The organism is Photorhabdus noenieputensis, from assembly GCF_018448935.1.
In the GTDB taxonomy this organism is placed as follows: Bacteria; Pseudomonadota; Gammaproteobacteria; order Enterobacterales; family Enterobacteriaceae; genus Photorhabdus; species Photorhabdus noenieputensis.
Genome location: NZ_RCWC01000025.1, coordinates 65,801 through 76,917, shown reverse-complemented (window position 1 = coordinate 76,917; position 11,117 = coordinate 65,801). Strand labels below are relative to the sequence as shown.

The window sequence follows — 11,117 nt, the reverse complement described above, 5'->3', positions numbered from 1 at the left end:
TATGTCTATTAATGGATTATTCGGTTACAAACTTGAATCAGATAGTCAACGGTTATATCGGTATATAAATGCAGATCTGCTTGTTGGCTTAAAACGACAAGGTATAGAAATAATGAATTACAAAGAGTTAATTCTAGAATTAACAGGTGATGCAAGTACTGTCTTTGGACAATATAGATCATATTAAGGAATAAGATAAAAATGGGCTATGCATATATCATTTTTTCATTACTCATTCTTTACCCCTTATATTTTGCATTTAAAAAGCTTTTAAGATCTGATAATGTCTATGTTAATTTTTCATCTTTATTACTTGCAATGTCATTTATTTGTTATCATCTATATGTTTTTAATTTTGATTACATTCCACTTTTCGATGTATCTACAACTGATAATGATTTTTTATTTTATAGCTCTATTGTTTTAGTTATTATTTACAATATTGTATACATGATTGCTCATGGCAAATATTATAGGAAAAACAAATGGTAATTTTGCAAATAGAATAAACTCACCCTAGATTAATGATTTCTTCATCAGATATATTAAGGATGTAAATAATAATTCATTTTTATGCTTTATTTGATAATGGCGATTTAAATACTATATATGGTCAGGAGGAGAGTTATTGATGAATTTTTCTTATATTTAATTGTCCTTAATTCTTCTATTCCCTGCTTATTTCTGCATAAAAAGACTATTGATGTCATCTAATTTTTATCCCCATTTTTACGCAATAATATTACCATTGGCCTTTTCAGCATTTCATCTTTATATTTTTAATTTCGATTCAATACCTTTTTTTAATGTGGATATCACTGACAATGACTTTTTACATCGTTACTCTTTAGCTTTAGGTTATTTAAGCTGCGTTCCTTATATAATAGTGATACGAGTTGTTATCAAATAAATATGAAAGATAGATTCTAATAATATATGGACAATACAAGTAATCTTAGTGGATAAAAAATGGGCTGCATATACATTGTTTTTTCTTTACTCATACTTCATCCTATATATTTTACTTTTAAAAAGCTGTTAATGTCTTATGATGTCTATATTAACTTTTCAACAGCACTGCTTTTGATAGCATTTATTGCGTTTCATTTATATGCCTTTCATTTCGACTATATTCCGTTTTTTTATGCTGATGACTTTGTGTTTTATAGTTCTATTGTACTAGCCATATTATGTAATATCACATTTATGATCGCACACAGCAGGCATTATAGGAAAAACAAATGGTAATTTTTCCGGTAAAACAACACTATTTTACCGGCAAATAAATTAATAAACGCGATCATCCCAAATACTATAAGCACTTGTCCCTGCTATATGATGAGTCCATGTGATACTCTTATAACGTAAAGATATCGTTTCCTGCGGCTGTGCGCCAGCATGTGTTATCGAATGGGGGTGATAAACAGCTAAATCAACTATCGTCGCCTCAATTACCTTTATAGTGTAATACAACTCCTGAATCCCGGATTGATTCGTTCTATAAATATCAAAGGCCGGTATTTTTTCTATTCGAACAGAAAGGCTTTCTCTGGCGACTTCTCAATCAACAGAGTTTTGTAGCAATGAGAGTGTTTCATTTGCTTGTTGTAACAATTCTGCTTACTGTTGTTTTGCATCGTTGATTTGATGAAATTTTAAGAAGTCTTTATCTTGAGGTTTTATTGTTTCAACTTATCGAGCTGTTAGTTTCATATTTCTAGCATCCTTGCCCATCACAGCTATGATGGTACATTGAATAATAGTGGAGATTGGTTAGGGATCTTTTTTTAATTTTATTGGAAAAAGTAGAACTTATAAGATGGAGGAGAGATTCGAAAAAATAAGTTAATGCATTGATAAACAACAATTAAATTAATAATAAAAATAAAACTATACACATTGCTATACACAAAAAAATATCATTATGGAATGCGACTATCTGAAAGAAAAGGAGAGAAATCATTCAATTTACTATAACACTTTGATCTTAATTAATTCCTGCGTTTCGCCGGAATTAAGGGTAATTCCGGTTTTCTGACATAAATAAACAAAATAAAATAGTTATAAGAAATAAAACTGCGCGAATATGTATTATCAATAATGCCAAGTGAAATAATACGATTCACCTGGCAGATAGCAACCCGCAGCTCCCTATTCTACTTCGGCACTTCCGACCACTCCACATCCGGCGCTTGATTCACATCTACATGAGTAAGCAATACTCTGTATTTTCTCCATTCCAACAGACGCGAGTGTTTCTCGCTGCGATGACGCTGCGCGTTATAACGACTCAGATAGTTCCAGAGCCATTCATTGGCCTGCTGCTCCGTCTCCGGCTTATGAAAATGGTACAGGGTTTCATGCGCTTCCTTGACGGTCCGGAAAGGGCGTTCAACTTTGCCTTTGGCCCGTGCCGTCGTCCGGGTGCCATCCTTGCCTGCCGGTGTATGCGTCAGCCAGTCAACCTTTAGGGGCTGCATCACATTCTGGAATACATGGCTTTTGGTGCCAGTCTATCCAATTTCCAAACAACTAAAGTATCCCCTTTTTTAAGTTGCCTTAAAGCCTGCTTTAAACCAGGTCTGTTAGTTGTTTTTCCACTTAATTTATCCTCAAAAATTTGTTCGCAATTTATACTCATCAACGCATTTTTTTGTAAATCGCTGTTTTGGTCATTTGTTGACACCCGGATATAACCGATCTTTGACATGTAAATTCCGTCGCCGCACATAGAATAAATAGAATAAATTGTATTTATCAAAATTAGCTCTATGTGTGAGTGTGCGGAAAACCTCACGCTGACTTACAGTGCTTCCATTTGTATAGGTCGCTCAGACGGCTTTTTTAGATCAATTAACGTTCAAAATGAGTGTTTGTAGGAATGTAGAAAGAAACGAGTGAAATGCAGTCAATTATTGACTATAAAAGGGGCTAAATAAACCACATGTTTTGATAAAAAGCGCGGCGCAGAAATTTTATCAATTTAAATGACGCGCTTTTTCAATTTATGCGGCTCGCTACAACCGTAAAGTGCCATAATAATGAAAACTGTCTCGTTTAACTCTAGATGATGAAAACGTAATACCAGTATGGGATAAAAACAACCCAAATGAGACAGAAAAACTGTCTCACCGGATTGCCTACTTTGGGTTTACCTGCAAAATACAATTTAGCCAGCTCACAGGGCTAAGATATTTCAAATGCATCCTCATAGAATTTCTATCTGAGCCGTTACAATCCCCCTTACGTGTTTTAATTTCTGAGAGGGAAAATGCACTTATATTAGTCCCGCTGTCTTCCTTCAGGAAACCAGTATGTATTAACAGAATTATTTTTTCGGCGGAATGTCACTAAAATAACTCAGTGCTCCGGTATCTACAGATCGGGCATCCAGTCTTTGTCAAGCAAGCGCGCCTTATAGAAAGATACTGCTGAAGATGGGGAGAAATTTATTTTATATTTGTCCGTAATGTCAAAGTCGATGATATCGTCCACTTTTGTTGAAAAAATAAGATGAGTGCCATCATAAGGATAGTAATCGTCAGTGGTAAACCATGGTGCGGCATGCGCAATAGTTAAAAAATTATCCTCCTCAATAAAACCAGAGACGGCTTTTATTCCACCTTTCTTCAAAATAACGTTTTTGTCTTTCGCGGTTTTTACGAGTCCCTGAGATATTTTACTGTCAATTTCACAGAATGGTTTGAACTCATCAAGTGTGATTTTTCCGCTAGGAACATTATCTAACTTAGTGGAATCAAATAAAAAGCACCTTTCCCCTGTCGATAAGAAGTACATTCCCGATTTTTCACCATAAATCTGATACATATCATGAACTCCATCCTCCCAGTCGGCATTCTCGCTGCACTTTTTATAAATTTTACATCTTAAGTAATAGTCGCTTATATCATAGCTGGCCTCATTGTTTCCCCCAGCGGGTAAGATGCCCAACCATCCATATGAGTCCGCTATCACAACATTTCCATCAGGGAGTGGGTGAGCTGAATGTATACTTGTCTGATAGCCTGTTATTTCCTTGTGAAATAACACTTTCTTCGCCTTTGAAAGTTCGAATATAATTACGCCATTACTTGTCGTAGATAATATTGATTTTTTTCCGTTGTATAAGATGGGTTTTATTTCTGTCATATACTGAACGTAGAGTGATTCCCATACAACATCCTTATCAGTAAGCGTTAAATTTTCTCCAGAAATATTAAGTTTATATATTTGTATTTTGTTTTTTTCCTGTTTCCAACAAGAAGCGACATGTTATTCATATATTCTCCTGACCTCAGGTTTATTTAAGATAAATAATGGCATAAATCATACCACCCACCCTAATAAGTATCAGGGCGGGATTCCACTTTATATTTAATTTAATCAAAGATAAGCTGGCTACGGAATTCCCCTGACCAAGTTGCTCTTCGACGTTTCACTTCTTGACTATCTTTATATACTCGTATTTTGTTTAATCACATTTAATGCTATTCGATTAAAAAGAGCCATTTGTGCTGCTCCATCAGGATCTTTAAGCGAGATTGCGAGTCCTTACATCTAGTGTGATTCGATATGTGTATCTCATTGATTTCTCCGAGGCCGTCACTTTAGAAACGGCCTGACTGAGTTATATTTACTTACATCATGGGAAAACAATCTGCCGCAACTATAGAGGAAATCCCTATGGTTGATCAGAGAGGCTACACCTCGCTTTTCCGGCTTTCTGATTCCATGCTGCTGCTGATCCCTCAGCAGTCTTATAGCTCTTCGATTCACACAAGCATCTACCACATGCATGACTATATGAGTAGTTGTCATTCCATCGGCTCCAACATAACACAGCCGTTCCGCCGCAATTGCACGGTAAATTGAGTTCGTCTTTCATCGTTCCCTTCTCCCACACTCAGCATTAACATAATCCTGCAAATACCTTAATTTTGCCTGGTCGTTAATAATGCCTTCTCTGATATCGAGAACAGTTGATCCAGCTTCTCCAGTGAGTTCGACAGTGGCTGCATGGCCCACGCCGGGGGTGGCAGTGGCTTCACTTTGACTACAAGTGGCCGCGATGCGCAACCGCTTACGACCAGCGGCAACATCATCACGAAGAACATCAATTTCAGATTTCGCATGAGCAAGTTCCTTTGTATGCTTCACATCTAATTCGTTTAGCATCGTGATGTGAGAGTTCTGATAGTTGATAGTGTCTGTGAGTTGCTGGATTTCTGATTGCTGCTGCTTTGTAACTCGTTGCTCTCTCTGTAACTCAGAGTGATAGTAATAAGCTGTCAGTGAGATAACGATTAACGCGAGTATCGTGTAGTAATGAGCATTGAATTTCATGATAAAAACATCGATTTTTCAGATGCCCGTCGTGCGTCTAGCCCCGGCAATACACGCCCACCCGCTTTATTCCACTCCATGAACTGTCCTGCTGCCCCTTTGTAGTCACCCGCGTTAAGCTTTTTCAGCAACGTAGAACGAATGAAAGCCCCGGCACCACAATTGAATATAAAAGAGCAAAGCGCATCAAACTGGCCTTGAGTTAGCGGGACTTTAACATTCGTCTCGATAGTGATGTAAACCGGGGCTAAGTCTTCTAGTAGAAACTGTTCGACCTGCCGTTCTGTGATTGCATCACCAGGCTTGACTCCATATGTGTGACCGTAGCCGATAGTCCAGACGCCCGCTGCGCAACGATATGCTGTTAAGCTGAGACCTTCGTAGATTTTGAGTTCCTTAAGGCCCTTTTCACTGATTTGCATCTGATACTCCCGCCTTATTACGCAAAGTCCCACGCATCAACTGGCCGAAAAAGTCAGTTCCTAGATAACCAGTAATCACACTACAGATGTAAGCCAGGTCTGTGCTCAGATTTAAAAAAACGAGCAAGTCACGGATGAACCAAGCGATCATCGCGCACATCATCGCGTCAATAATTGTCTTCCAGAACTTACCGCCGTTATATCGACCCCTGAGGTAAGCCATTAAACCGGCCAGTGCTGCACCGATACCCTGTTCTTTGACTGATAACAGCCACAACCATAGCTGCATCCAGATGTCAGGCTGCTTGTCCATTATTTTCATATTCCACCCCCGACCTGGGGAAATTGTCCCGGCATTAGTTAGTCGGGTGTGAAAAGAAAAAGGCCGTGTCAGATCGCAGCCCTTGAAGTGTTGCCGGGTATTTCACGCCCGGCGCGTGGTATCATCTTTAGTCCCTACAACCAAAGAGGAAATCCGTTATGACAGATGCGCAGACACTGGCATTTGAATATTTACGCCGTTCTGACAAAAAACTTTCACCCGCTGAATATTTGCTTGCGCTCCGAAAACTTGAAGCGGAATTTACCGAGCTATTACAGGTTGATGATCTTGAGCAAAAATTGAAAGACGACTCCATAAGGACGTGGAAAGCTCTTAGTAAAAGTCAATGTGGAAACAATGGATTCGGCTGTTGCTTTCGCATGTTTAGTCACTACTTCGGCGTCTTCACCATTTTTTGAATGGTGAATGGCGACTTCACAGACTGCGGGCGCGATAGCATCAAGTAAATGGTATAGATGCTCTCGTTCTACCTATTTTCCTGCGAAGACTACTATTGAATTTTCTTTATTTTCCATCCTATTTCCCCAATTATTTGCAAATATAAAAAATGCACTTTGAGAATTTTCCTGAGACTATTTCTTACCGTTTTGATGATATTTTAGATGATGACTGGGTTCCCAGGGAAAACTCAATTTACTTTCAAACCCATGTTTAAAGTTGTCTAAAATCACATCAATCTCTGAGAGCCGTTGTTCCAATGCGGCTCTTTCTTGTTTCAGTTTGTTGAAGTAAGTAACCTGTAATCTTTGCTTATCTAACCAATCCTCCAAATATTCAGAAGACATATTCGGATTGTAAAAGTACGGTTGGTTATCGCTCTGATAAATCTCCAGATACAAAAAAGGCCATGCAATGCGCGGCCTGAAAATAATATCGTATTTTAATCGTATTTTATTGACGAAATACGATTAAAATCGTATTATCTAATCATCCCAAGTGGATAGGCTCTTTAACAAATGAGGAAACGATGGTTACGGTTCAATGGACGAGGAAGGCACGAAAACAGTTGCTTTCCATCGATACCAGATACCGGAAAGCTATCAATGAGAAGGTTAACCAACTTGAAACTTTCCCCGAAGTGACGTTGGACATCAAGAAGCTTCATGACCTTGATAACCAATACAGACTACGGGTTGGTGAATACAGGATAATCTTCGAAATCACTGACGGCGAGCCGGTTATCTGCTCGATAATGGCAGTCAAACGGAGAACATCGACAACGTACTAGGCGGGGTAACCCGCCATTTCCTCATTATTAAATTCACCCACCGCGACTCTTGGCCACCCGGATGAATACATGAAAATGCAATACATAAATGATGAAACAGGAAAACCTCAATATGTTGTCCTGCCAGTAGCTGAATACGAAAAACTTCTCAGCACAAAGGAACATTGGGAGGATGTGCCATACACTCCGTCAAAATATGATGATGTGACCGTGCCTAACGGCGTCGTGTCTATTATGGTTGATCAGGATGTTTCTATTCTGGCAGCCTGGCGCATCTATCGTGGGCTGTCTCAGCATGAGGTAGCTGAAAAACTCAACACAGCTCAATCAACCGTGTCTCAGTGGGAGGCTTCAGATAGACCACAGAAGCGCACACGAGAAAAACTGGCCGCACTATACAACTGCACTCCAGAACAGCTAATTCCATAACCCAACGGCCCCGCTCAGGGGTCGTTTACTTTGGCTGAAAGACAAAAAGCCGTGCTATGCACAGCCATCTAACTGTAAACCTTGAGTTTGCTACTGGTAGAAATAGAAAAACCCGCTCATCGGCGGGCCTGAATATTCTTTAGTGAGCATAGCTACAATTCCCCACCATTTGGAGATATTACGCCAAGTTTATGCATCAACAACTTTCCCGGTACCGTTACAACGACAACGACTGGATACAATCCCTTTACCGTTACAAGGAGAACAAAGCTCATCCACTTGCTCAGTTTCTACCCTCTGTTCGATAACATCCTTATATCCTGCGTACTTAATCACATCACGCTGAACTGATGACACCGGCTTTGTTAAATTCGACCGTGATAAAATTGGCGTGGGCCACGTTGACGCAAAAGCAGATCGTCGGTTCATCGTTACCATTCTCCAGCCAGTTCTTGACGATATCGCCGACCAGAGTTGAATCACCTATGATCTCGGCTAGCTGGCCCTCTTTATAATCCTGTCCAAAGTCATCGCTGGAGGTCAGTTTTACGCCTTTCAGGTCCGGCTTAGCGGGGGCATAAAATTCATAGGTGCTAAGCTCACCTTTAGCGATAAGCTCCTTCATCGTGGTTGGCTTCAAGAGCTGTTGATAGTAGTTTCCCAAAAACGGAGAAAATGGCATTCCTGACAGACCAATAATGAGCTATCAGAATTATTAGTTGGATACTCAATCATATGGATGGGTCAAATTAATAATAACGAGGTGTGCATTATCTAAACCAATTACTTTAGATAATGCAAATACCGCTCAGGTTTGGCCATATCGCTCTATGAAGTCATTACAGATATTGCATCTAAAGAAGAGTGTTCAAACATTCTAGCTGATCTGGTTGCACTTGCTTGTGATATTAATTTTGAGGTTTATCGTTCCCTTGAGGCAGCTCTAAATAGCGGAGGTGAAGAATGAACAGCAACTCTCTAAATAAGCAGCACGGCACTCCTTACATGAGTTTTGAAATAGAGGATGCACTCGGAAAAATAGAAACTCTAGCGACAGCGGCAGCTTACCTTGTTGGGAGTAAAGAAGAAGAAAAGTTGTGCCGGGGAATTATAGGAGTTATTCATTCAGTTGCTAGCAAAGCTCTAGGGGGAAATGATGTTTGATTTAGAGACCTCTTTCTCAATCGTGGAGATAAAAACAAAACAGATAGAAGCACTTCTTCAAGTATGGCAAGAATCATATATAAAAGAATGTGATGAATCTTATGCCATCGGTGCATTACAAGATCTGGTTTTTGGACTACTAAACAAAATAGAAACGATGGAGGCGCAGATAAAAAAGATTAAAGGTCAAAAGAAACTCGAAATAAAAAATAATTAAATTAATATCAGTAAAATAAAATTTAAAGATTTATTAGATAAATCTGAACATCTTGAAACATTAATGATACCTGTTAGTAAAGCTGTTACCAATGAGGCCGATACAGACACAACAACATTAACAAATCTTGCCTCTAGTCTGGCAAGCGATATTGCACAAGAAATAAGAATATTGGAAGGGTCTTAAATTATGAAACTAGAAAAAATTGATTATTCCTGCTTTGATGATGAATTTATTAGTGATAGAGATATTGATGATGCATTCAGCATACATACATTACCCGTCTATGTTGTTAGTCGTCATGATCGTTCTTACAAGCGCTGGAGTCGTAGTAATACTATTAATAAGCTAGCGCATATTATGACAGAAAAAGTATTTAAACGGGCCGGACGAGAGACTAACTATCTAGTCCAGCCAATAATTAGTGAAGATAATTCGGTGCACTGGAAAATAGGAGAATTACTACCTGAGTATATTTCATGCCAAAAGAGAGCGGTACGGCGAATAAGATTATTGCTTAAGCGTAGGAAAGAAATAGATGTACTGCGCAAAAAATATATCAACGCTTTCTGTGAATATGAGCAATTAAGAAAAGAGTTTATACCCTATGGATTTCAAGATGCATCGCGACGGTAAAGGAGTGAATCCCCGGGAGCATAGATAACTATGTGACCGGGGTGAGAGAGTGCAGCCAACAAAGAGGCAACTTGAAAGATGACGGGTATATTAATGCTACCAAGTAGCTAATGAGATTGACCATGTTTAAGATAATCATCACAACCAAAAACTATCGTACAGGGCGGGTAACAAAAGAAACCTTCCGCAACAGATATAAAACATATCGAGGAGCTGAAAAAGCTGCTCAGGGGATACGCCGGGTTTGTATGCCAGATAGCAAAACTATTATTGAAACAGTTGATGCTGAGGTCGTGGAAGTTAAACGTACTTAATATAACGCTATCTTCTTTATTTGGTTAAAAGTGAAAATTAGAATTAATTACACAGAGGGTTAAACAATATTAGACAATAAAAAACACGTGCACGCTGAATCAATGATGCAGTATGGAGATGATGCTTTTAAAACGAATGAACCTTGGAAGCTATGGGAATTTAAATCGAAAGATACTGGCGATGCATGGTTTAATTGTTATTCTCATCCAGAATGGGCAGAAACAATGATATACCGCCGCAAGCCCAAAATAATTAACGTTATCTTTCCAAAACCGGTTTGTTACAAACTTGAAAAATGTAAAAAATATTGGACTATCTCCTTAAACGGTAATATTAGTCCTGCCTGTTGGGAGGGTAATGAATTTGATTACCAAAGATTGGATAATGGTCTTATTCACTTAACGGAAGAAGCGGCTAAACAGCATGCAGAGGCACTAATTAAAATAACCAGAGGCAGGTCTTAAGTATAAACTCTGATTAACCCAACAACTGATTGGATTCTAATTACAGTTTAATGGCTGGGAATTATCTCAGCCTAAGCAAAGGGGTATCTATGAGTAATCAAACATTAATTGAACGATACAGAAATCGCTTAATAGCTGCAAAATTCGATGCAATGACAGAGAAGACCAATAGCCATTGAATTACTGTTAGTCTTCACGATGGCTCTATGTGTACTGTTGAATTATCGGAAGAGATATTAAGAAAAGTTTTACATGTGTTTTTTGAAGTTCCTGCTTATAACGAATATACGCGATGTAAAGCGGATAAATATATTTTAGATAGCTATAGCGGTTATCTATCAAAACACGGCGATAAATTAACGGGTGAGGGAAATGACTTTATGTACGCTCTTATTAAGTTAATTGCAGAAAGAGCTAAGCACGGCGGATTTTCATCAGAATATACCTTTCAGTAAATAAGGACTCATAGTGAATATTACCCATTTTAATTTCTCACAGAGAGCCATTCAAAGTGAGCGTGAAGAAAAATATGAGACAGCGGCTATTTTTTTGGGAC

General features: G+C 38.6%; 16 protein-coding genes and 6 pseudogenes. 10 read left to right on the top strand and 12 right to left on the bottom strand.

The genetic code is table 11. The features are described 5' to 3' along the window. A pseudogene (locus EAE91_RS16020) lies at positions 1 to 187 on the top strand (DUF4225 domain-containing protein); the annotation flags it as partial. Positions 188 to 1,287: 1,100 nt separating this feature from the next. On the opposite strand, the pseudogene tssD reads toward EAE91_RS16020, so the two are convergent. The 9 genes and pseudogenes from tssD to EAE91_RS15975 all read right to left on the bottom strand — a co-directional run. Continuing rightward, positions 1,288 to 1,512, bottom strand: a pseudogene (tssD, locus tag EAE91_RS16015) (type VI secretion system tube protein TssD); the annotation flags it as partial. Between the two features lie 644 nt (positions 1,513 to 2,156). Further along, on the bottom strand, positions 2,157 to 2,243 hold the full coding sequence (locus EAE91_RS25035) for a tail fiber assembly protein (RefSeq protein WP_244868878.1): 87 nt from the start codon (positions 2,241 to 2,243) through the stop codon (positions 2,157 to 2,159). Beyond that, positions 2,235 to 2,504, bottom strand: a pseudogene (locus EAE91_RS16005) (IS481 family transposase); the annotation flags it as partial. The pseudogene EAE91_RS16005 and the gene EAE91_RS25035, both read right to left, overlap by 9 nt. Before the next feature lie 5 nt (positions 2,505 to 2,509). Then, positions 2,510 to 2,710: pseudogene (locus tag EAE91_RS16000) on the bottom strand (recombinase family protein); the annotation flags it as partial. Positions 2,711 to 3,375: 665 nt separating this feature from the next. Further along, positions 3,376 to 4,149 (bottom strand): hypothetical protein, encoded by a 774-nt coding sequence (locus tag EAE91_RS15995; protein WP_214089367.1) that lies wholly within the window; start codon positions 4,147 to 4,149, stop codon positions 3,376 to 3,378. 230 nt (positions 4,150 to 4,379) lie between these two features. Then, positions 4,380 to 4,545: pseudogene (locus EAE91_RS15990) on the bottom strand (ISAs1 family transposase); the annotation flags it as partial. A 336-nt stretch (positions 4,546 to 4,881) separates the two neighbouring features. Then, complete coding sequence (locus tag EAE91_RS15985) at positions 4,882 to 5,343, bottom strand: lysis protein (protein WP_214089366.1); 462 nt, start codon at positions 5,341 to 5,343, stop codon at positions 4,882 to 4,884. Continuing rightward, positions 5,340 to 5,765 carry a lysozyme gene (locus EAE91_RS15980; RefSeq protein WP_214089371.1) on the bottom strand — a complete coding sequence of 142 codons (426 nt, stop codon included), beginning with the start codon at positions 5,763 to 5,765 and terminating at the stop codon, positions 5,340 to 5,342. Before EAE91_RS15980 ends, EAE91_RS15985 begins: the two co-directional genes overlap by 4 nt. After that, complete coding sequence (locus EAE91_RS15975) at positions 5,752 to 6,087, bottom strand: phage holin, lambda family (RefSeq protein WP_214089365.1); 336 nt, start codon at positions 6,085 to 6,087, stop codon at positions 5,752 to 5,754. Before EAE91_RS15975 ends, EAE91_RS15980 begins: the two co-directional genes overlap by 14 nt. Before the next feature lie 158 nt (positions 6,088 to 6,245). On the opposite strand from EAE91_RS15975, the gene EAE91_RS15970 reads away from it, so the two are divergent. Further along, complete coding sequence (locus tag EAE91_RS15970; protein ID WP_214089364.1) at positions 6,246 to 6,506, top strand: YdiH family protein; 261 nt, start codon at positions 6,246 to 6,248, stop codon at positions 6,504 to 6,506. A 174-nt stretch (positions 6,507 to 6,680) separates the two neighbouring features. On the opposite strand, the gene EAE91_RS15965 is transcribed toward EAE91_RS15970, so the two are convergent. Then, a complete protein-coding gene (locus EAE91_RS15965; protein ID WP_214089363.1) occupies positions 6,681 to 6,893 on the bottom strand; it encodes a hypothetical protein in 213 nt (70 codons plus the stop codon). Between the two features lie 182 nt (positions 6,894 to 7,075). Here EAE91_RS15965 and EAE91_RS15960 point away from each other — a divergent pair, with 182 nt between their 5' ends. Both EAE91_RS15960 and EAE91_RS15955 read left to right on the top strand, forming a co-directional pair. Continuing rightward, the gene (locus EAE91_RS15960) at positions 7,076 to 7,336 is read left to right on the top strand and encodes a type II toxin-antitoxin system RelE family toxin (protein ID WP_214089362.1); all 261 of its coding nucleotides are present in this window, start codon (positions 7,076 to 7,078) and stop codon (positions 7,334 to 7,336) included. A 69-nt stretch (positions 7,337 to 7,405) separates the two neighbouring features. Further along, complete coding sequence (locus EAE91_RS15955; RefSeq protein WP_214089361.1) at positions 7,406 to 7,765, top strand: helix-turn-helix domain-containing protein; 360 nt, start codon at positions 7,406 to 7,408, stop codon at positions 7,763 to 7,765. Positions 7,766 to 7,954: 189 nt separating this feature from the next. Here the strand turns inward: EAE91_RS15955 and EAE91_RS15950 are convergent, their stop codons facing one another. Beyond that, the gene (locus EAE91_RS15950; protein ID WP_214089360.1) at positions 7,955 to 8,122 is read right to left on the bottom strand and encodes a hypothetical protein; all 168 of its coding nucleotides are present in this window, start codon (positions 8,120 to 8,122) and stop codon (positions 7,955 to 7,957) included. After that, positions 8,118 to 8,465: pseudogene (locus EAE91_RS15945) on the bottom strand (DEAD/DEAH box helicase); the annotation flags it as partial. The gene EAE91_RS15950 and the pseudogene EAE91_RS15945, both read right to left, overlap by 5 nt. A gap of 263 nt (positions 8,466 to 8,728) precedes the next feature. On the opposite strand from EAE91_RS15945, the gene EAE91_RS15940 reads away from it, so the two are divergent. The 6 genes from EAE91_RS15940 (at position 8,729) to EAE91_RS15915 (ending at position 11,016) form a co-directional block, all read left to right on the top strand. Next, positions 8,729 to 8,929, top strand: a complete 201-nt coding sequence (locus tag EAE91_RS15940) for a hypothetical protein (RefSeq protein WP_214089373.1) — start codon at positions 8,729 to 8,731, stop codon at positions 8,927 to 8,929. Further along, the gene (locus EAE91_RS15935) at positions 8,922 to 9,146 is read left to right on the top strand and encodes a hypothetical protein (protein WP_214089359.1); all 225 of its coding nucleotides are present in this window, start codon (positions 8,922 to 8,924) and stop codon (positions 9,144 to 9,146) included. The genes EAE91_RS15940 and EAE91_RS15935 overlap by 8 nt, the downstream gene beginning before the upstream one ends. 189 nt (positions 9,147 to 9,335) lie before the next feature. Next, positions 9,336 to 9,782: a hypothetical protein gene (locus tag EAE91_RS15930; protein ID WP_214089358.1), complete on the top strand. Its 447-nt coding sequence runs from the start codon at positions 9,336 to 9,338 to the stop codon at positions 9,780 to 9,782. 122 nt (positions 9,783 to 9,904) lie between these two features. Continuing rightward, positions 9,905 to 10,096, top strand: a complete 192-nt coding sequence (locus EAE91_RS15925) for a hypothetical protein (RefSeq protein ID WP_105396311.1) — start codon at positions 9,905 to 9,907, stop codon at positions 10,094 to 10,096. A 102-nt stretch (positions 10,097 to 10,198) separates the two neighbouring features. Further along, a complete protein-coding gene (locus tag EAE91_RS15920) occupies positions 10,199 to 10,561 on the top strand; it encodes a hypothetical protein (RefSeq protein WP_214089357.1) in 363 nt (120 codons plus the stop codon). 206 nt (positions 10,562 to 10,767) lie between these two features. Continuing rightward, on the top strand, positions 10,768 to 11,016 hold the full coding sequence (locus EAE91_RS15915) for a hypothetical protein (RefSeq protein ID WP_214089356.1): 249 nt from the start codon (positions 10,768 to 10,770) through the stop codon (positions 11,014 to 11,016). Positions 11,017 to 11,117: the final 101 nt, after the last annotated feature.